General features: G+C 70.9%; 19 protein-coding genes, 2 pseudogenes and 1 riboswitch. Of the genes and pseudogenes, 14 read left to right on the forward strand and 7 right to left on the reverse strand.

Annotated features, from left to right (window positions below):
* Positions 1–17: 17 nt before the first annotated feature.
* Positions 18–2,081: an MMPL family transporter gene (locus DEJ50_RS07880; RefSeq protein ID WP_150206862.1), complete on the reverse strand. Its 2,064-nt coding sequence runs from the start codon at positions 2,079–2,081 to the stop codon at positions 18–20.
* Between the two features lie 281 nt (positions 2,082–2,362).
* On the opposite strand from DEJ50_RS07880, the gene DEJ50_RS07885 reads away from it, so the two are divergent.
* Together DEJ50_RS07885 and DEJ50_RS07890 are read left to right on the forward strand one after the other, a co-directional pair.
* Positions 2,363–2,707, forward strand: coding sequence for a hypothetical protein (locus tag DEJ50_RS07885; protein ID WP_150206863.1), 345 nt, complete (start codon positions 2,363–2,365; stop codon positions 2,705–2,707).
* 154 nt (positions 2,708–2,861) lie between these two features.
* A complete protein-coding gene (locus DEJ50_RS07890) occupies positions 2,862–3,248 on the forward strand; it encodes an ATP-binding protein (RefSeq protein WP_223838083.1) in 387 nt (128 codons plus the stop codon).
* 175 nt (positions 3,249–3,423) lie between these two features.
* Here the strand turns inward: DEJ50_RS07890 and DEJ50_RS07895 are convergent, their stop codons facing one another.
* Positions 3,424–3,663 carry a chaplin gene (locus DEJ50_RS07895; RefSeq protein ID WP_190344352.1) on the reverse strand — a complete coding sequence of 80 codons (240 nt, stop codon included), beginning with the start codon at positions 3,661–3,663 and terminating at the stop codon, positions 3,424–3,426.
* 379 nt (positions 3,664–4,042) lie between these two features.
* Here DEJ50_RS07895 and sigK point away from each other — a divergent pair, with 379 nt between their 5' ends.
* From sigK to DEJ50_RS07925, 6 genes and pseudogenes are all read left to right on the forward strand, one after another.
* A complete protein-coding gene (gene sigK, locus DEJ50_RS07900) occupies positions 4,043–4,636 on the forward strand; it encodes an ECF RNA polymerase sigma factor SigK (RefSeq protein WP_411757586.1) in 594 nt (197 codons plus the stop codon).
* Positions 4,633–5,382, forward strand: a complete 750-nt coding sequence (locus DEJ50_RS07905; RefSeq protein WP_150206866.1) for an anti-sigma factor domain-containing protein — start codon at positions 4,633–4,635, stop codon at positions 5,380–5,382. Before sigK ends, DEJ50_RS07905 begins: the two co-directional genes overlap by 4 nt.
* A 58-nt stretch (positions 5,383–5,440) precedes the next feature.
* Complete coding sequence (locus tag DEJ50_RS07910) at positions 5,441–5,923, forward strand: peroxiredoxin (protein ID WP_150206867.1); 483 nt, start codon at positions 5,441–5,443, stop codon at positions 5,921–5,923.
* Between the two features lie 130 nt (positions 5,924–6,053).
* Positions 6,054–7,313 (forward strand): NAD(P)/FAD-dependent oxidoreductase, encoded by a 1,260-nt coding sequence (locus DEJ50_RS07915; protein ID WP_223837664.1) that lies wholly within the window; start codon positions 6,054–6,056, stop codon positions 7,311–7,313.
* Between the two features lie 17 nt (positions 7,314–7,330).
* Positions 7,331–7,645 (forward strand): annotated as a pseudogene (locus DEJ50_RS07920) (serine hydrolase); the annotation flags it as partial.
* Between the two features lie 69 nt (positions 7,646–7,714).
* Positions 7,715–8,737 (forward strand): hypothetical protein, encoded by a 1,023-nt coding sequence (locus DEJ50_RS07925; RefSeq protein WP_150206869.1) that lies wholly within the window; start codon positions 7,715–7,717, stop codon positions 8,735–8,737.
* Here DEJ50_RS07925 and DEJ50_RS07930 read toward each other — a convergent pair.
* Positions 8,724–9,931, reverse strand: a pseudogene (locus DEJ50_RS07930) (MFS transporter). The gene DEJ50_RS07925 and the pseudogene DEJ50_RS07930 sit on opposite strands and share 14 nt — an antisense overlap.
* Positions 9,928–11,301, reverse strand: coding sequence for an FAD-dependent oxidoreductase (locus DEJ50_RS07935; protein ID WP_150206870.1), 1,374 nt, complete (start codon positions 11,299–11,301; stop codon positions 9,928–9,930). The pseudogene DEJ50_RS07930 and the gene DEJ50_RS07935 overlap by 4 nt, the downstream one beginning before the upstream one ends.
* A gap of 167 nt (positions 11,302–11,468) precedes the next feature.
* On the opposite strand from DEJ50_RS07935, the gene DEJ50_RS07940 reads away from it, so the two are divergent.
* The 3 genes from DEJ50_RS07940 to DEJ50_RS07950 all read left to right on the forward strand — a co-directional run bounded on the left by DEJ50_RS07940 (position 11,469) and on the right by DEJ50_RS07950 (position 13,257).
* Positions 11,469–11,831, forward strand: a complete 363-nt coding sequence (locus DEJ50_RS07940; RefSeq protein ID WP_150206871.1) for an ArsR/SmtB family transcription factor — start codon at positions 11,469–11,471, stop codon at positions 11,829–11,831.
* Positions 11,828–12,328 (forward strand): GNAT family N-acetyltransferase, encoded by a 501-nt coding sequence (locus tag DEJ50_RS07945; RefSeq protein ID WP_150206872.1) that lies wholly within the window; start codon positions 11,828–11,830, stop codon positions 12,326–12,328. Before DEJ50_RS07940 ends, DEJ50_RS07945 begins: the two co-directional genes overlap by 4 nt.
* Before the next feature lie 116 nt (positions 12,329–12,444).
* Positions 12,445–13,257, forward strand: a complete 813-nt coding sequence (locus tag DEJ50_RS07950) for a sulfite exporter TauE/SafE family protein (protein WP_150206873.1) — start codon at positions 12,445–12,447, stop codon at positions 13,255–13,257.
* A gap of 17 nt (positions 13,258–13,274) precedes the next feature.
* On the opposite strand, the gene DEJ50_RS07955 is transcribed toward DEJ50_RS07950, so the two are convergent.
* Genes DEJ50_RS07955 through DEJ50_RS07965 form a run of 3 tightly spaced genes read right to left on the reverse strand, consistent with a single transcriptional unit; the run spans position 13,275 to position 15,452 of the window.
* Positions 13,275–14,330 (reverse strand): ArsO family NAD(P)H-dependent flavin-containing monooxygenase, encoded by a 1,056-nt coding sequence (locus DEJ50_RS07955; protein ID WP_150206874.1) that lies wholly within the window; start codon positions 14,328–14,330, stop codon positions 13,275–13,277.
* Positions 14,327–15,097 carry an aquaporin gene (locus DEJ50_RS07960; RefSeq protein WP_150206875.1) on the reverse strand — a complete coding sequence of 257 codons (771 nt, stop codon included), beginning with the start codon at positions 15,095–15,097 and terminating at the stop codon, positions 14,327–14,329. The genes DEJ50_RS07955 and DEJ50_RS07960 overlap by 4 nt, the downstream gene beginning before the upstream one ends.
* A gap of 40 nt (positions 15,098–15,137) precedes the next feature.
* A complete protein-coding gene (locus tag DEJ50_RS07965) occupies positions 15,138–15,452 on the reverse strand; it encodes an ArsR/SmtB family transcription factor (RefSeq protein ID WP_150206876.1) in 315 nt (104 codons plus the stop codon).
* A gap of 74 nt (positions 15,453–15,526) precedes the next feature.
* On the opposite strand from DEJ50_RS07965, the gene DEJ50_RS07970 reads away from it, so the two are divergent.
* From DEJ50_RS07970 to trxB, 3 genes are read left to right on the forward strand one after another with little or no spacing between them, the layout of a single operon-like run.
* The gene (locus DEJ50_RS07970; RefSeq protein WP_150206877.1) at positions 15,527–16,171 is read left to right on the forward strand and encodes a low molecular weight phosphatase family protein; all 645 of its coding nucleotides are present in this window, start codon (positions 15,527–15,529) and stop codon (positions 16,169–16,171) included.
* Positions 16,172–16,215: 44 nt separating this feature from the next.
* Positions 16,216–16,629, forward strand: coding sequence for an arsenate reductase ArsC (locus DEJ50_RS07975; protein WP_150206878.1), 414 nt, complete (start codon positions 16,216–16,218; stop codon positions 16,627–16,629).
* A gap of 14 nt (positions 16,630–16,643) precedes the next feature.
* Entirely contained in the window at positions 16,644–17,624 is a 981-nt protein-coding gene (gene trxB, locus DEJ50_RS07980; RefSeq protein WP_150211993.1) for a thioredoxin-disulfide reductase, read from the forward strand.
* A 36-nt stretch (positions 17,625–17,660) separates the two neighbouring features.
* A riboswitch (cobalamin riboswitch) is annotated at positions 17,661–17,785 on the forward strand.
* Positions 17,786–18,024: the final 239 nt, after the last annotated feature.

The following is an 18,024-nucleotide window of genomic DNA, read 5'->3' on the forward strand; positions in this document are numbered from 1 at the left end:
GAGCACGGGTGTTGCCGTCACGGCACCGGTGTCGAGGCGGTGGTGAGCCCGGGTTCGCCCATGTGCGGGGGCGGGCCGATCCGGGGGCGGGAGAGGTCCGCGGGCAGGCGGGTGGGCCACCAGGTGCGGGGTCCGAGGTCGAGGATCAGGGCGGGGACGAGGAAGAGGCGAACCAGGAGGGTGTCGATCAGCACGCCGATGGCGACAATGCAGCCGATCTGTGCGAGGTAGAGCAGGGGCATCACGATCAGAGCGGCGAACGTGGCGGCCAGGATGAGTCCGGCGGCGCTGATGACGCCGCTGGTGGTTGCCAGTGCCCGGTGCACCCCGGCGGTGGTGCCGTGGTGGAGCGCTTCGGCGCGGATACGGTGGACGAGGAAGATGTTGTAGTCCACGCCAAGGGCGACGAGGAAGACGAAGGAGAACAGCACCACGGCCGGCTCGGTGGCAGCACTGCCGACGACCAGCTGGAGAACGAGCGCGGCGGCCCCGAACGCGGTGAACAGGCTGACCCATGCCGCCGCGACCAGAAGCAGGGGCAGCAGCAGGCAGCGCAGCAGAACGATCAGGACGACCAGGACGACGGCCAGCACCAGAGGCATGATCAGCCTGTGGCCGCCGACAGATGTCTCGTGGAGGTCGGTGAGCTGCGCGCTCTGCCCGCCGACCAGCGCCCCGGTTCCGGCCAGCGAACCGCGCAGCCGGACCACCGTGGCACGGGCTTGGGCGCTGTCCGGGGCGTCTGCCAGCGTCGCCATCACCTGTGCCGTCCTCTCAGGTCCGGGGTGGACGTCGGTGGCCGCAACGCCGGGCGTCGCGGCAGCCTTCTCTCGTACCTCGGTCATGCGGGTGGCGGGCGCGATGATGATCAGGGGGCTGGCGGTTCCGGCGGGGAAGTGGCGTGCGAGGACGTGCTGCCCGGTAGCGGAGGGTGAACCGGCCGGCAGGGCCTGGTGCAGGGGAACGCCGCTCTGCGCGAGGAACGGGGCGCAGGCCGCTCCCGCGGCGAGCAGCACCAGGCAGCCCGCCCACACCCGGCGGGGCCGGCACTCGATGGCACGGCCCGCTTTCGTCCGCCGACCGTCTTCTCCCGTCTGCGACGCGGTGGCGGGACGCAAGGCTCGGCGTCCGCACACAAGGAGGAGGGCGGGGAGGAAGGTCAGGGACACTGCGGCGCAGCAGGCCATGGCGATCGCCACGGCCGGTCCCAGCGCTTGCTCGGCGGGCAGGTCGCTGAAGGTGAGGGTCATCATGGCGCAGGCGATGGTTGCTGCGCTGGCCAGGACCGGGGGTGCGGTGGCGCGGCATGCGGCTTTCATCGCCTGCGCGGCGTCGGGGTGTTGGGCGAGTTCTTCGCGGTGGCGGGCGGCCAGCAGGAGGGCGTAGTCGGTGCTCGCGCCGATCACGAGGACGAACACGATGCCCTGGGTTTGGCCGTCGATCGCCAGCCAGCCCGGCCGGGCCAGCGCATACAGGACCGCGCAGGCTGCGGCCAGCGCCACCAGGGAGCCGGCGATCACCAGCAGCGGCATCACCAGGCTGCGGTAGACGGCGAGCAGGATCAGCAGGACGCCGGCGAGGGTGACGGCCAGCAGCATGCTGTCGGTCTTCGCGAACGCGCCGTCGAGGTCGGCCTGCGCGGCGGCCGGCCCCGCCAGATCTACGTGTGTTCCGTCGACGGTGGTGGCCGCCTGCCGGATGGCATTCAGCTGCGCGGCCAGTTCGGACGGTCTGGCGGCGATCACGGCCGTCAGTGCCCGGCCGTCCGCAGCCAGGACCGGGACGGCGGTGGAGCCGGCCAGGCGGGTGGTGATCTGACGGACCGCCTGCTGCTGGGCGGCGGTGATCTTCTCGCCGCCCTTGCGAGGGGTCCAGATCACCGCGAGGGGCAGCAGGTCGTCCTGCGCGGTCGGGTTGAGCAGGCGGGCGACCCGGGCGGACTCGGCGCCGGCCGGCAGCTGGACCGCCTGGCTGGAGGGGGCCACCTCGCCCAGACGCATGGTGTACGGGCCGGCGGCTACGGCCAGGGCCAGCCACAGCAGGAGCACGGCCAACGGGCCTGCCCGATGGAACTTCCACATCACGGGGGGGCGCCTTCCGATCGCGGCGGTCGAAACCGCCCGGCGGCCCTGCGGAAGCCCGCGGACCCCCATCCGGGACGGGTGTACGGGGGTGGTTCGACACCACGGCGGGAGGGGGATGGGGTGGGCTGCCTGATGTCACCCGACCGGGCGACTTTCGCTGTTTGCGCCGTAGACACAATCCTTGGTCCGGTTCGTCCCGAATCCTTCGCGTGAGGCTCCTGAAGGGGCCTGCAGCACACCGATTCCGCGATCGACTGGATTCAAGGGAGGTGAGTGCGATGACCGTATCCGTGAACGTGCGCAGGCTGGTGGCAGGGGCCGCGTCGGCCGGTCTGCTGGCCGGCGCGTCCGTGCTGAGCGTGGCCGCAACGGCTAACGCCGCACCAGCGCCGTCCGCGGTGACGTTGGCGGTCACCGGTGACCGGGACCACCGGCACGACCGGTGGGACCGCAATGAGCGGTGTAACTGGGTTAAGGGCCACTGGAAATGGAAGTGGCACCAGGGCACCTGGCACCACGGCTACCAGGACCACCACGGTAAGTGGCACGACGGATGGTGGGGCAAGGGTTACTGGAAGCAGCACTGGGTTCCCGGCCACTGGAACTGCCACGACAAGTGGTAGCCCTTGCAGGGTCGTCGTGGGGTTCCGGAACCACCGGAACCCCACCCCTGTTCCCTCCCGGCTTTCCGGCCCGCCCAGGAGCGGGTGCGGGTGTCGCCGATTGTGAGGAATGATCATGGTCACCGCGATCGCGTCCTGCGGGTGCCCGTCCACCATGCACCTCCCGCTCCCGGCGGGTGCGCCGGCTGCCCGGCACGCCCGTCAGAGCGTGGCACGGATGCTGGCCCTGGAGCCGGCTGTCTGCCCGCGTGCGGTGGCCGAGGACCTTTTCCTCATCGTCTCCGAGCTGGTCACCAACGCCGTACTGCACGCGCACGGCCCCTACGCGCTCACGATCAGACTGGAGCCGGGACGGGCGGGCATCGCCGTCACCGACGGCTCCGGCGACATGAAGACCCGATCCCCTGATGCTGGTACCCGGCGGATCGGGCCGGGCGGCCGCGGCTTGAAGATGGTCCGTGCTCTGGGTGCGGATCTGTTCGTCAGCCGTTCCGACCGGGGGAAGCAGGTCGTCGCGATTCTCACATGGCAGGCCCAGTAAGGGAAGAGGTACTACGGGTGGCTGTGCCGACAGCCACCCGCAGCCGACCCGCCCGGCAGCGGTTTCGCACGCGGCGCGTCCCCAGGGCCGCGCTGCGCCCGCGCCGGGGCGGGTCACCGACCGGCGCCTCCCCGTCTTGGCGGCGCCGGACCGGAGCTGTGCCCGCGGTGGACGGTCAGGCGTTGACGCAGGTGTTGCCGAAGGACGGGTTCAGCAGCCCGATGACGCTGACGGTGTTGCCGCAGGCGTTGACCGGGATGTGGATCGGTACCTGGATGAGGTTGCCCGAGAGCACGCCCGGCGAGCCCGCGGCCAGGCCCTGCGCGCCCGCGTCGGCGGATGCCACCGACGCGCCCGCCACCACGACCGCGCCGGCCGCCAGGGCCACTGCCAGACCTCGTCGCACACGCACCATGTCTATGTACCTCTCGTGAGGGTGTCCGGCCGCGCGGAGGTTCCGCGCGGCCGGTGAGGAAGCCCGTGAACACCTTCGGGATCCCTCACGACCGGCCTTCGCCGCCGAAGCCCGACCGGCTTGCCCGAGGGAGCCGGGTTCCCTCCAACGGGTCAAGGCTGGTGCGTGGAGGTGACGAAGTGGCCTCCCATCCGCAGGCCTGTCGGCTACGAAGAACAGGCGAATCACGCACAGGTTTCCAAGGCCGGACCGCTTCCCTGGGGGCGGTCCGGTCCCGCACCAGCGACGACACAAGGACCGGCATGCGATGGATGCCCCGCCCCCCGACGGCCGCCCCAGGCCGCCGCTTCGCCTTCTCTCCACGGCCGGAGCCCCGCAGGTGAACCAACCGATCCCCTTCGACACCGGCCGTCCCTCCGACCCTGTCCGCCGCGACCTCACCGAGACCATGCAGAAGGTCGCCCACGGCGACAAACAGGCCTTCTCCCTCCTCTACGACGCCCTCGCCCCGATGGTCTTCGGGATCGTCGTCAAGGTCGTGCGCGACCGCGCCCAGTCCGAGGAGGTCGCCCAAGAGGTCATGATCGACCTGTGGCGCCAAGCCGCCCGCTACCGCCCCGATGCCGGTTCCGTGACCACGTGGGCGGCGACGATCGCGCACCGGCGGGCCGTGGACCGGGTCCGCTCCGCCCAGGCCGCCACCGACCGCGAGCACGCCCAGGCCGCCCGCGAGCACACCACCGCCTTCGACGAGGTCGCCGAACAGGTCGAGACACGGCTGGACTCCGAGCAGGTCCGCCGCTGCCTGCGCGGCCTGACCGAACTCCAGCGCCAAGCGGTGACCCTGGCCTACTACCAGGGCCTGACCTACCGTGAAGTCGCCGAAACCCTGCGCACACCGCTTCCCACCATCAAGACACGCATGCGCGACGGACTCATCCGGCTCCGCGACTGCATGGGGGTGACCACATGAACCACCACGCCACCGACGCCCACACCCTCGCCGCCGCCTACACCCTCGGCGCACTCGAAGACGACGAACGAAACGCCTTCCACGCCCACCTGCAAGCCTGCGAGGCCTGCCGGCAGGAAGCCGCCGAATTCGAAGCGACCGCCGCACGCCTGGCCACAGCCGTCGCACAGCCGCCACCCGCCGTGATCAAGGCGCAGGTCATGGCCGCCATCGACGGGGTCCGCCAGCTTCCGCCGCGTGTTCCCACACACGCCGCCAAGCCCGCTCGCGGTGGCATGCTGCGGCGCAAGGCTGTGCCGCTCGCCCTGGCGGCCAGCGTGGCTGCCGCCGCACTCGGAGGCATCGCCGTGTGGCAGACGCAGAACGGTCAGGACCTCAAGGCCCAGGCCCGCCAGGCCCAGCAGCAACTCGACACGATCAGCACGGTTCTGGCCGCACCCGATGCGCGCACCGTCCACGGGCGGGCCGCCAACGGCGCGCTGACCACGGTGGTCTCCTCCGACCGGCAGAACAAGGCGGTCTTCACCGCCGCCAACCTCCCCACACCCGGGGCGGGCAAGACGTACCAGCTGTGGCTCGACCACGACGGCACCATGCGCCCCGCCGGACTCATCGGCCACGACGGCACCGTCATCCTCACCGGAAACCCCGCCGACGCCGGCGCCGTCGGCCTCACCCTCGAACCCGCGGGAGGTTCCCCCCAGCCCACCACCGACCCGCTACTCCTGATGACCCTTCCCGCCTGATCCTCCCGACCGCCGCCGTCCGCGGGCGCCCGCACCGAGCAACGAATCGAGGTACCACATGGCCCACGCCCCCAAGATCGGGGACACCGTCGGCGACTTCCAGCTGCCCGGCGGGCACCTGGACGGCGAAACCTTCCACCGCCGCGACTACACCCTGCGCGAACAACGCGGCAAGCCCCTCGTCCTCGCGTTCTACCCCGGCGACGACACCCCGGTCTGCACCGCACAGCTGTGCTCCTACTCCGACGGCCTGGCCGACCTCCAGGCCGCCGGGGCCACGGTGTGGGGCATCAGCCCGCAAGGGCTCGACAGCCACGAACGGTTCGCCCGCGACCGGAACCTGCGCATGCCCCTGCTGTCCGACCACGGGCGCACCGTGGCGAAGGCCTTCGGAATCACCGCCCCCGTGATCGGACTGCGCCGGGCGGTGTTCATCCTCACCGGCACCGGCCGCCTGCACTGGAAGCACGTCACCGCCGTGGGCGCCACCTACCCCCCTGCCACCACCCTGACCGCACAGCTCGCCCGCCTGCCCGCCTGACCTCGCACAACCGTTCCCCATGGACGGCGTGCCGCCGCTGGGATCTCCTCCAATCCGGCCCCCGGGCCGCTGCGAAGTACGGGTGAAACGCAGCAGCCTGGCGGCGTGTCGAGTGGCGGGAGCGGTTGTGGTGCAAGACCGGACAGTGGCGGTCATCGGCTCGGGGGTGGCGGGCCTGACCGCCGCCTACATCCTCGCCCGCTCGCATCAGGTCACCCTGTACGAGGCGGACGGGCGGCTCGGCGGCCACGCCCACACCCGCGACCTGCCTGCCGCCGGCGGGCGGACCGTGGCGGTGGACTCCGGTTTCATCGTCCACAACGAACGCACCTACCCCAACCTGCTCCGGCTCTTCGCAGAGCTCGGGATCAGCACGCGGGACGCCGAGATGAGCATGTCGGTTCGGTGCGACGGCTGCGGCCTGGAGTACGCCGGCGCCCGGGGCCCGGCCGCCCTGTTCGCGTCCCGGGCCGCGCTGCGGGGCCGCCATCTGCGGCTGCTTGCCGAGGTGCCGGTCTTCCACCGCGGCGCCCGGCGCCTCCTGGCCCGGGGCGCCCAAGCGGGCATCACCTTCGGGGACTATCTGCGCGAGGGCGGATTCTCCCCCTATTTCGTCAGCCACTTCGCCCTGCCGCTGGTCGCCGCGGTGTGGTCCTGCCCCGCGCAGACCGCCCTGTCCTACCCGGCCGCCTACCTGTTCACCTTCCTGCACCACCACGGCCTGCTGTCCGTCACGGGCTCCCCGCAGTGGAAGACCATCACCGGCGGATCCGCCGCCTACGTCACCGCCGCCGCCAAGCACATCCCGCGTATCCGCACCTCCAGCCCCGTCGACGCCGTCCACCGCACCGTCCGGGGTGCACTCGTCACCACCAAGGAGCACGGCACCGAAGGCTTCGACGGCGTCGTCATCGCCACCCACCCCGACCAGGCGCTGCGCCTGCTCGCCGATCCCACGGAGGACGAGCAGCGGCTTCTGGGAGCCTTCACCTACTCGCGCAACCCCACCGTGCTGCACACCGACACCGCCCTCCTACCGCGCTCGCCCCGCGCCCGCGCCAGCTGGAACTACCGCATGACGGGCTGCGACCCGTCCACGGAACCCGTCCGCGTCAGCTACGACATGCGGCGCCTGCAGCACCTGCCCGAGGGCGCCGACTACGTCGTCACCCTCGGCGGCCAGGACGGCATCGCCGTCGACCGCGTGGTGGAACGGATGGTGTACGAGCACCCGGTGTACACCCCCGTGTCCGTCACGGCACAGAAGCATCTGGGCCGCCTGAACGACGGGGTGACCGCGTACGCAGGCGCCTGGCAGGGGTGGGGTTTCCACGAGGACGGCTGCCGCTCCGGCGTTCAGGCGGCCCGGTCCCTGGGAGGACGCTGGTGACCGGAACCACGCAACCCATTGCCGTCTTCCTGCACCACATGCTCGACCTCACCCCGGCCCCGGCCGGCTTCGGCGCCGAGTGGACGACCTACTCCCTCGCGGTGCAGACCGGCGGCCTCCGGCCCGAGCGCGGCCTGTTCTGGCACCCGGCCCCCGGCACCACGAACGAGCAGGACGTCTGGGTCCACTACGGCTTCACCGGCACCGGCAGGTGGATCTCCCCCGCCAAGGACCGGTGGGCGGTGCTGCTAACCAACAAGCTCTACTACACCCGCGACCGCCAGCAGCTGACCGAGGTCCGCAACACGTTCCGCGAGCTGGCCTTCGCCTGAAGTACCCGGCCCGGGCTTGTTCTGGCCCAACCGAGGCTCTTTGTCAGTGCCTTCGTCCACAATCAACTCATGTGGGACAACTCTCCGTTCCCCATGCCGGACGGTGCGAAGATCACCGGCCGCCAGGGAGACCAGTACAAGGTGAGCGTGAGCATCCCGTTCGACGTGGACGGGTTCTTCGGGCGCCAGTGCCCCGAGTGCTCGATGCTCTTCCGCGTCCACGGCGATGACTACGAGGCACTGCCCGATGACCTCCGGCTTTGGTGCGTGTACTGCGGCCACCACACGGTCCACTCGGATTTCCTGACCGATCAGCAACGCGAGCGAGCCATGGAAACCGCGCGGGCGCTCGGCGCGCAGATCGTGCAGCAGGGGTTCACGAGGATGCTCCGCAAGACACGGAGCTCCTCACGTCGTGGCCACGTCTCGGTGTCGTTCCGCAGCCGCCCGCGATATCCCCGCCCACTGCCCGAGATTGACGAGGAGCGGCTTGCCCGTACGCGGACGTGCGCGGGATGCGAGATCCGTTACGGCGTCTTCGGCGAGCACCGCTACTGCCCCTCGTGTGGTCAGCTGCCGGCGGCCACCATCGCCTTCGACGCGCTACAGGCGGAGACCGCCCGGCTCGACGCACTGGCCTCGCTGCCCGACGAAATCCGGGCCACGCTGCGCGAGCAGGGTGTGTTCACCCGCAGCTGGGTCGACACCATCGAGAATGTCGTGGGTGTCGTGGAAGCACTCGGATCCTCTGTGTTCCACGAGTACGTCACGGACGCGGCAGATCGGCTGCGCGGCAAGGGGAGTGTCTTCCAGCGGCTGGACGACATGGCGGACCTCTTCGTCTCGGCCGGATTCCCCGGCGTACGCGGTTCGCTGGAGTCGTCCGTCTGGCAGCGGCTGCTCCGGACCTGGGCGGCGCGGCATGTTTTCACCCACAACGACGGTGTCGTCGACGAGAAGTACCTGCGGCGAGTGCCCACTTCCAGATCCTCCGTCGGCCAACGGCTGGTGATCTCGGATGCCGACTGCCGGGAGGCGGTCGACGACGCCACCGCACTGTGCCGGGTGCTCGTTGATATCAGACCCCAGTAGCGCAGGCCTTCTCTCGCGGGGCGGTTCTCGTCGCCAGGAAAGCTGCCGCGAGGCAGCTTCCGCTCAGGGCAAGGAACAGGTCGCCGTAACCGCCGAGCGGACCGGCGAGGGCGGCTCCGGCCCAAGGGGCGAGGGCGGCGGCGATGGTGGCCGGGGCTGTAAGGAGGGCGGAGAGGCGACCGTAGTGGGTGGTCCCCCAGCGGTCGGTGACCGCCGTGGCCTGGAGCAGGGTGAGGTTGCCCCGTACCACTCCGGCGAGCACGGAGAGCAGGACGAGGAGCGGGATCGGGCCCGGGACCAGCGCGAGGGCAGCGGTGGTGGCGCCGCCAAGGGCGATCAGGGCGGCGGTTCGGGTGGTGACGGTCGTACGGGTGGCGAGCGTGGCATAGAGGGTTCGGCCGAGGGTCTGGCCGGCGCCGCCGAGGCCGAGGGCCCACGCGGCGGTGGTCGGGCTCGCGCCCCGCTGTTCGAGGAGTGGTACGAGCCCGATGACGACCGCGTACATGGCGAAGCCGGAGAGGGTGAACGCGGTGGCGAGCGGGACGAAGGGCCTGCTGCGTGCGGTTCGGTCGTCTCCGGTCGGCTGTTCGGGGTCCTGGGTCTGTGGGGCTGGTGGCCAGGGAGCGCGTAGGGCGAGGGCGTGGGCGGGGAGAGTGATCGCGGCGAGCACGCCTGCCAGGACGAGGTAGGTCGTGCGCCAGTCGAGGTGGTCGGCGAGGGTGGCGGTGAGCGGGGCGAAGACGGTGGAGGCGAGGCCGCCCGCGAGGGTGACGATCGTGAGGGCGCGGACGCGGTCGGGCCCCCACCAGCGGGTGAGTGCGGCGAAGGCGGGGTGGTAGAAGGTGGCGGCCATCGCGATGCCGGTCAGGGCCCAGGCGGTGTAGAAGACAGGGAGGTTGGGGGCAAAGGCCACGGACAGCACGCCTGTGACCGCGAGGGCGGAGCCCCCTGTCATGACCAAGTGGGGGCCGCGTCGGTCCAGGATGCGGCCGATCGGCACGCCTGCGGCTGCGGAGACGAGGAGGGCCAGGGAGAACGCGCCCGACGTGGTACCTGACGACCAGCCGGTGTCGGCCGTGATGCGGGAGAGCAGCACGGGGAAGGCGTAGTAGACGCGGGCAGCACGGCGCGGGGCCGCGACCGGACCCCCGTCCCGGTCGCGGCCCCGCTCGTGCGGGTGTTCAGATCGGTCACGAGCCGCAGGACGGCGCAGGGCTCGTGGTGCCGAGCTGGATCAGCGCCGGCGCCGGGGCGCAGCAGCCACCGCCATCGGTCGCCGTGTCGGTGTCGGGCTGGTCGAAGAGGCCGGCGCCGCCGCAGACTCCGGTCTCCGGGAGGACGAGTTCCACGCGTTCCGCGGACTCGCGGTCGCCTGCGATGGCGGCGACGACGGAGCGGACCTGCTCGTAGCCGGTGAGGGCGAGGAAGGTCGGGGCGCGGCCGTACGACTTCATGCCGACCAGGTAGACGCCTTCCTCCGGGTGGGAGAGCTCCTTCACGCCGTGCGGGTAGACGGTGCCGCAGGAGTGCTGGTTCGGGTCGATCAGCGGGGCGAGCTCGACGGGGGCCTGGAGGCGTTCGTCGAGGTTGAGGCGGAGTTCGTCGAGGAAGGACAGGTCGGGGCGGAAGCCGGTGAGGACGATGACCTCGTCGACCGGGGCGAGCCGGCGGCCGTCCTCCGCCACGAGGACGAGCTGCTCGCCGTCGCGCTCGATCGACTCCGTGCGGAAGCCGGTGACGGCGTCGGCGTGGCCCTCGTCGACGGCGGTCTTGGCGGCGAGGCCGAGGGCGCCACGGGCGGGGAGCTGGTCGGCCGTGCCGCCGCCGAAGGTGGAGCCGGAGATGCCGCGGCGCAGGATCCACACCGCCTTGGTTCCCTCGCCGTCCTCGGCTTTGGCCAGGTCGGCGAGGGAAGCGAGAGCGGTGAACGCGGAGGCGCCGGAGCCGATGACGGCGGTGCGCTTGCCCGCGTATCGGGCACGGGCGGCCGGGTCCTTGAGGTCCGGGACGCGGTAGGTGACGCGGTCGGCTGCGGCCTTCTCGCCGAGGGCCGGCAGGCCGGAGGCGCCGGCCGGGCTCGGGACGGCCCAGGTGCCGGAGGCGTCGATCACCGCGCGGGCGAAGAGTCGCTCCTCACGCCCGTCGGCGTGGGTGACGTAAACGACGAAGGGCTGGGTCTCGCGGTCGGAGTCGACGATCCGGTCGCGGCCGGAGCGGGAAACGCCGGTAACCGTGGCTCCGAAGCGGACCTTGTCGCCGAGGACGTCGGCCAGCGGCTGGAGGTACTTCTCCGCCCAGTCGCCGCCGGTCGGGTACGTCTTCACATCGGGCTTCACCCAGCCGGTCGGCGCGAGGAGCTTCTCGGCGGCCGGGTCCGTGACCTCGCCCCAGGTGGAGAACAGCCGGACGTGCGCCCAGTCGCGCACCGCAGCGCCGGCGGCCGGTCCGGCCTCCAGGACGAGCGGTTCCAGTCCGCGCTCGACGAGGTGGGCGGCGGCGGCCAGGCCGGCGGGCCCGGCACCGATCACGAGGACGGGCAGCTGGTCGGTGGCGATGGCGTTCATGACGGTTCCCCTTGCTTCGACGGTTGCCGATCTCTTCGTGGCCCAGGATGGCACTCGATATCGATGAACGTCAACATAGACATTCATCGAATCTGCGTGCTCAGGCGCTTCCCTCCGGGTGAAGCATCGACCGATTGCCCTGCTTCGACGTGTGTCAACATAGATGCATGCCGAATGCCACCGTGTTGCCGCTGCTGGAGCCCGAGGTCGAGCCGTGCTGCCCGCCCCTGGCCGAGCGTCCGCTGACGGCCGAGGAGGCCGAGCGGACCGCGAGGATGTTCAAGGCGCTCGGCGACCCGGTCCGGCTGCGGCTGTTCTCCGCCGTCGCCTCACACGAGGGCGGAGAGGCATGTGTGTGCGACATCTCCGACGTCGGCGTCTCCCAGCCGACGGTCTCGCACCACCTGAAGAAGCTGAAGGAGGCCGGACTGTTGTCCTCCGAGAGGCGCGGCACCTGGGTCTACTACCGCGTCGAGCCCGCCGTCCTGGCCGCCATGGGACAGCTGCTCACCAAGGCTGCCGCCGCGTGACCACCTCCTCCCTGGTGGTTCCGCTCACCGCCGCACACGCCGACGAAGTGATCGCGATCTACCAGGCCGGCATCGACGAGGGCAACGCCACCTTCGAGACCACGGCACCGAGCTGGGAACAGTTCGACGCGGCCAAGCTGCCCGGGCATCGCTTCGCCGCCGTGGACGAGACCGGCCGTGTCCTTGGCTGGGTCGCCGCGTCGAAGGTGTCCGACCGGTGCGCGTACGCGGGCGTGGTCGAGCACTCCGTCTACGTCCACCCGGATGCCCGGGGCCGGGGCGTCGCCTCCGCGCTGCTGAAGGCACTGGTCAACTCCACCGAGGCGGCGGGGATCTGGACCATCCAGTCCGGCATCTTCCCCGAGAACACCGCGAGCCTGGCCGTCCACGAGCGGGCTGGCTTCCGGGTCATCGGCACCCGCGAACGAATCGGCCGTCACCACGAGGCGTGGCGGGACGTCGTCCTGGTCGAGCGCCGCAGCAGCACCGTGGTGTAAGCCCCGTTGAGGGTTTGGAGCTCTCCACCAAACGGCGCGCGGGTCGCCGGTGCCTTTGGCCGAAGGATGAGCCGGCCCATGGCGGGCGGGGCGTGAGGCAAGCGAAGATCCCTGCCATGGCCGTGAACAAGGACCTCATCGCGACGACAACCAACTCAGCCCCATGGGTGTTCGCCGCAGGTGGGGCCGTCGGCGTTCTCGGCGGGATGATCGGCCTGGGCGGCGCGGAGTTCCGCCTGCCACTGCTGATCGGAGTCTTCGGTTTCGCCGCTCTCTCGGCCGTGATCCTGAACAAGGCGATGAGCCTGGTCGTGGTCCTCGTGGCGCTGCCCGCCCGTTTTGCTGCGGTGCCGCCGTCCGAGGTCTTCGGGCACTGGCCCGTCGCGGTCAACCTGTTGGCAGGCAGCCTGCTCGGCGCGTGGGCCGGTGCGTCGTGGGTAGTGCGGATGCGGAGCGCCACCCTGTACAAGGTGCTGGCCGTGCTGATGGTGCTCATGGCCGCGGCGCTGGTGGTCACGCATGCCACCGCCCTGGGATCGCTCGCGTTGCCCCTGGTGGCTCAAGTGGCCTGCGGCGTGGTGGCCGGCTTCGGCATCGGCGTGGTTGCCGCGATCATGGGTGTGGCCAGCGGCGAACTGCTGATCCCAACCATCGTGCTGCTCTTCGCGGTCGACATCAAAGCAGCCGGCAGCCTGTCACTGCTTGTGTCCCTGCCGACGATGCTGGTCGCCTTCGCCCGCTACAGCCGTGACGGCAGCTTCAAGGTGCTCGGCGCCAACCTCCGCTTCGCAACGACCATGATCAGCGGTTCCGTCGCCGGTGCGCTGGTGGGTGGAGCGCTGCTCGGAGTCGTCCCGGATCTTCTGCTGATTCCCGCCCTGGCCATGGTTCTGCTCGTCTCCGCCGTCAAGGTCGCCCGGCACGGCTGACCACCGAGGGATCGCTGTCAGCGCAGCAGATCCGCGATCCTCCGGGCGGCGTCGCGGGCGGGGCGGCCGACGCCGATGAGGGTGGCGGAGGCGGGGCCGGTCCAGTCGCCGTAGCCGATCAGGTGGAGGCGGGGTTCACCCAGGGCCTGGGTGCCGGCGGTGGGGATGTGGCCCCGGGGGCCGCGCAGGCCGAGCGGGGCCAGGTGGGAGAGGGCGGGGCGGAAACCGGTGCACCACATGATCGCGTCCGCCTCGGCAGTCATGCCGTCGGCCCAGACAACCCGGGTCTCAGTGAGGCGGGTGAACATGGGCTGGGCCTTGAGCAGGCCGGCGTCACGGGCGGTACGGACGGGCGGCACGGCGACGATGTCGCCCAGCGAGGCGACGCCGCCAGTGTCGGTGCGGCCTTCGTCCAGGGCGCGGCGGCGGGCGGTGGCGTGGTCGAAGAGGGTCCGGCCGTCGATGTCGTCGGCGAGGTAGCGCGGTTCGCGCAGGGTGACCCAGGTCAGGTCGGTGTCGTACGCGAGGTCGGCAGCGATCTGGGCGCCGGAGTTGCCACCGCCGACCACGATCACCTTCTGTCCGGCGAAGTCGGCCGCGCTGCGGTACTCCACGGTGTGGCGCTGGGCGCCCTGGAACTCCGTACGTCCGGGAACGGCGGGGATGAAAGGCCGCGACCAGGTGCCGGTGGCACTGATGACCGCCCGTGCCAGCCATGTACCGGAGTCGGTCTCGACGCGCAGGAGTGCGCCGTCACGGTGGACACCGGCCACACGTACGGGGCGGTGGACCGAGAGGTCGTACCGCTGCTCATAGTCGGTCAGGTAGTCGACGACATGACCGGCGTCCGGGTACGTCTCACCCGGCTGCGGGGGCATGAGACGGCCAGGGAGGGAGGAGTACGCGGCAGGCGAGAAGAGGTGGAGGGAGTCCCAGGTGTGCTGCCAGGCACCGCCCGGCGTCGACTGCGCGTCGAGGATGGCGAAGTCCAGGCCAAGGCGGCGCAGGTGGTAGCCGGCGGCGAGCCCGGACTGGCCACCGCCGATCACCATCACGTCCACGGCCTGGGTCACTCCGCGTCGGCCTTGCCGCGCATGAAGATGACCGCGACCAGGGCCAGGCCCACGGCCGCCCCGATCAGCTGCATGCCGACGAACGCGGGCACCGAGCTCGGCGCGATGCCGGCGAAGGTGTCGGTGAACGCGCGGCCGATCGTCACTGCGGGGTTGGCGAAGGAGGTGGAGGAGGTGAACCAGTAGGCGGCGCCGATGTACGAGGCGACGGCGACGGGCGCGAAGCGGAGCCGGTCGGTGCGGGCCAGGCCGAAGATCAGCAGGATGAGGCCGGCAGTGGCGACGACCTCACCGAGGAGGAGGTTGCCGGCGGAGCGGTCGTGGGTGGACCACTTCACCAGCGGCTCGCCGAACATCGCGTCGGCCAGGATCGCGCCGAGGATCCCGCCGACGATCTGCGACGGGACATAGACGGCGAGGTCGCGGGCGTTCACCCCGGCGCCGCCCCGGCGGGCAGTCCACCACTCGGCCAGGGTGACGGCCGGGTTGAAATGCGCGCCGGACACCGGGCCGAGAAGAGCGATCAGCACGCCGAGGCCGAAGACGGTGGCCGTGGAGTTGGCCAGGAGCTGCAGAGCGACGTCGTCGGTGAGCTTCGTGGCCTGGATGCCGGAGCCGACGACGATCGCCACCAGGGCGGCGGTGCCCACCAGCTCGGCAGCGGCGCGGGCGATCAGCGGGGTACGGGGCGGGGTGGCGCCGGGGGCGGGCTGCGGCGACAGGTCGGCGGCTATGGCGTCGCTCGCGGCGGGCTCGGTGGCGGTCACGGGATGGGCCTCCTCGGGCAGTTGAGGCACTGGGGCAGAGTCAGGGACAGGACCGCTTGAAGTTCGCCTCGGCGGTCAGACGCGCGGTCTGCGCCAGCGCGGCGAACTGGCCGGCGAGCTGCTCGATGACGTCCAGCTTGAGCCGGTAGTAGGTGAACCGGCCGCAGGGTTCCGTCTCCACTACCCCGGCCTCGCGCAGCACTCTCAGGTGGTTGGAGAGGTTGGTCTGCTTGGCACCGGTCTCCTCCACGAGGTGGGTGGTGCAGAGCGTCTCGCGGGCGAGAAGGGTCACGATCTGAAGGCGCAGGGGGTCTCCCAGCACCCGGATCAGATCAGTATCGACTGACGTCATCATGGGCTGATACTCTCACATCACCCGGTGCTGATACCAGCCTGGGCTGATCTCTTTGAACCCGGGGGGTTCACGCCATGGCCGCGTCCTCGCACCCGGTCCTTCCCGACGAACGCCTCGCGGCCGGTGCCGCCAAACTCGCCGTGCGCCACCGGGGCCGATTCTCCCCGGAAACCGTGCAGCGGCTGATCGCTGACTCCTATCGGCGACTCGCCGCGAACGCGCACGTCCGCACCCACCTCGTCGTGCTCGCGGAGCGGTTCGCCGCGGAGCGTCTGGACGCACTCGCGCACGTCGAGAACCGGACCGCCGCTGGCGGCGGCCGACCGCGAGTGCTGTTCGTGTGCAGCCACAACGCCGGCCGCTCCCAGCTCGCCGCGGCCCTGCTCGCGCACCGCGCCGGGGAGGAGGTGATCGTCTCCTCCGCCGGTACCCACCCGTCCGGTGCCGTCGACCCCCACGTGGTCCAGGCGCTCACCGAGTCGGGCGCCGCACTCGACGAGGTCTACCCCAAGCCGCTGACCGACGAGGTCGTCCAGGCCGCCGACATCGTGATCACCATGGGCTGCGGCGACGCCTGCCCCATCTTCCCCTGCCACCGTTACCTGGACTGGCCGGTCCCCGATCCCGAAGGCGCGCCGATCGCGGTCATACGCGAGATACGCGACGCCCTCGACGCCCGGATCACCGCCCTGCTGGACAGCCTGCCGTCCGGCTCCTGAGCCATCCCCGTCCCCCGCACCACCCCTGCCCCAAGGAAGTACCGATGACTGCTCCGCTCGCCTCCGTGCTCTTCGTCTGTGTTCACAACGCCGGCCGCTCGCAGATGGCCGCCGGGTTCCTGCGCCACCTCGCGGGCGACCGCGTCGAGGTCCGCTCCGCGGGCTCCCTCCCCGGCGACCAGATCAACCCCTCCGCCGTGGCCGCGATGGCCGAGCTGGGCATCGACATCTCCGACCAGAAGCCGAAGGTCCTCACCGTCGAGGCCGCCCAGGCGTCCGACTTCATCATCACGATGGGCTGCGGCGACGCCTGCCCGTACTTCCCCGGCAAGACCTACCTCGACTGGACCCTGGAGGACCCGGCCGGCCAGGGCGTCGAGGCCGTCCGCCCCATCCGCGACGAGATCAAGACCCTCATCGAGGGCCTGATCGCCGACATCGACGCCAAGAAGGCGTGAAGGGCGTGAGCGACATCGATCAGAGAGACGGCATACGCGACGTCGTCATCATCGGCTCCGGCCCCGCCGGATACACCGCCGCCCTCTACACGGCCCGCGCCCAGCTCAAGCCGCTGTTGTTCGGCAGCTCGATCTTCGTCGGCGGCTCCCTGACCACGACGACCGAAGTCGAGAACTTCCCCGGCTTCCCCACCGGCATCGACGGCCCCGACCTCATGGACAACATGAGAGCCCAGGCCGAACGTTTCGGCGCCGAGATGATCGACGACGACATCGTCGAAGTCGACCTCACCGGCGACATCAAGCTCCTCACCGACTCCGTCGGCACCGTCCACCGCGCGAAGACGGTGATCATCGCCACCGGGTCCGGCTACCGCAAGCTCGGCCTCCCCAACGAAGACGAGCTGTCCGGCCGAGGCGTCTCCTGGTGCGCGACCTGCGACGGGTTCTTCTTCCGCGACCGGGACATCGTCGTGGTCGGCGGCGGCGACACCGCCATGGAGGAAGCCACCTTCCTCACCCGCTTCGCCCGCTCCGTCACCGTCGTCCACCGCCGCTCCGCCCTGCGAGCCTCCCAGGTGATGCAGAACCGGGCGTTCGCCGACGACAAGATCTCCTTCGCGTTCGACAGCGAGATAGCCGAACTCAAGGAAGAGAACGGCATGCTCTCCGGCGTCGTCCTGCGCGACACCATCACCGGGAAGACCCGCGACCTCGACGCCACCGGCCTGTTCATCGCCATCGGCCACGACCCGCGCACCGAGCTCTTCACCGGCCAGGTCGACCTCGACGACGAGGGCTACATCAAGGTCGAGTCCCCCTCGACGCGCACGAACCTCTCCGGCGTCTTCGCCGCCGGCGACGTCGTCGACCACACCTACCGCCAGGCGATCACCGCCGCAGCCAGTGGCTGCCAGGCCGCCATCGACACCGAGCGCTACCTCGCCAGCCTCGCCCACACCGCCTCCCCGGAGTCTGAAGCGGTGAGTGTCTGACCGAGCCCTCGTCTCCGGACGTCCCTCGTGTAACCCTGCGCCCGGCTACAAATGGGCCTGAACGCAGGGGAATCCGGTGCGAATCCGGACCTGTCCCGCAACCGGTGCAGCGCCCTTCACGGCGCGGAGTCCGAGGACCTGCCTCCCAGGAAGTGCTGGGTGCCCTGTGCGCCATCCAGGCCCTTCCCGGCAGGGCTTCGGGACACTCCGCTCGAAGCCTGGCTCATGTCGAGTCAGGCTTTCTTGCGTCGACTGCCGGACCTCTCTCGCGAATGGCCGAGTCTCACGCAAACGCGCGGGACCCACGCCCCACCGCACGGCGGGTCCCACGCCAGGGAGGGCCTCCTGACCATCACGCTGGGCTGCGTTGTTGCGGCCGCGGTTTTCAAGTACACGGCGC

The sequence above is a fragment of the Streptomyces venezuelae genome (assembly GCF_008642295.1).
GTDB classification, from domain to species: domain Bacteria; phylum Actinomycetota; class Actinomycetes; order Streptomycetales; family Streptomycetaceae; genus Streptomyces; species Streptomyces venezuelae_C.

Coding starts and splice junctions, on each gene's coding strand:
- DEJ50_RS07905 (WP_150206866.1), top strand. CDS start 4,633: ATGAACCACCACGCCACCGACGCCCACACCCTCGCCGCCGCCTACACC.
- DEJ50_RS07880 (WP_150206862.1), bottom strand. CDS start 2,081: ATGTGGAAGTTCCATCGGGCAGGCCCGTTGGCCGTGCTCCTGCTGTGG.
- DEJ50_RS07890 (WP_223838083.1), top strand. CDS start 2,862: ATGCACCTCCCGCTCCCGGCGGGTGCGCCGGCTGCCCGGCACGCCCGT.
- DEJ50_RS07925 (WP_150206869.1), top strand. CDS start 7,715: ATGTGGGACAACTCTCCGTTCCCCATGCCGGACGGTGCGAAGATCACC.
- DEJ50_RS07940 (WP_150206871.1), top strand. CDS start 11,469: ATGCCGAATGCCACCGTGTTGCCGCTGCTGGAGCCCGAGGTCGAGCCG.
- DEJ50_RS07970 (WP_150206877.1), top strand. CDS start 15,527: ATGGCCGCGTCCTCGCACCCGGTCCTTCCCGACGAACGCCTCGCGGCC.
- DEJ50_RS07910 (WP_150206867.1), top strand. CDS start 5,441: ATGGCCCACGCCCCCAAGATCGGGGACACCGTCGGCGACTTCCAGCTG.
- DEJ50_RS07950 (WP_150206873.1), top strand. CDS start 12,445: ATGGCCGTGAACAAGGACCTCATCGCGACGACAACCAACTCAGCCCCA.
- DEJ50_RS07935 (WP_150206870.1), bottom strand. CDS start 11,301: ATGAACGCCATCGCCACCGACCAGCTGCCCGTCCTCGTGATCGGTGCC.
- DEJ50_RS07965 (WP_150206876.1), bottom strand. CDS start 15,452: ATGATGACGTCAGTCGATACTGATCTGATCCGGGTGCTGGGAGACCCC.
- DEJ50_RS07895 (WP_190344352.1), bottom strand. CDS start 3,663: ATGGTGCGTGTGCGACGAGGTCTGGCAGTGGCCCTGGCGGCCGGCGCG.
- DEJ50_RS07885 (WP_150206863.1), top strand. CDS start 2,363: ATGACCGTATCCGTGAACGTGCGCAGGCTGGTGGCAGGGGCCGCGTCG.
- DEJ50_RS07975 (WP_150206878.1), top strand. CDS start 16,216: ATGACTGCTCCGCTCGCCTCCGTGCTCTTCGTCTGTGTTCACAACGCC.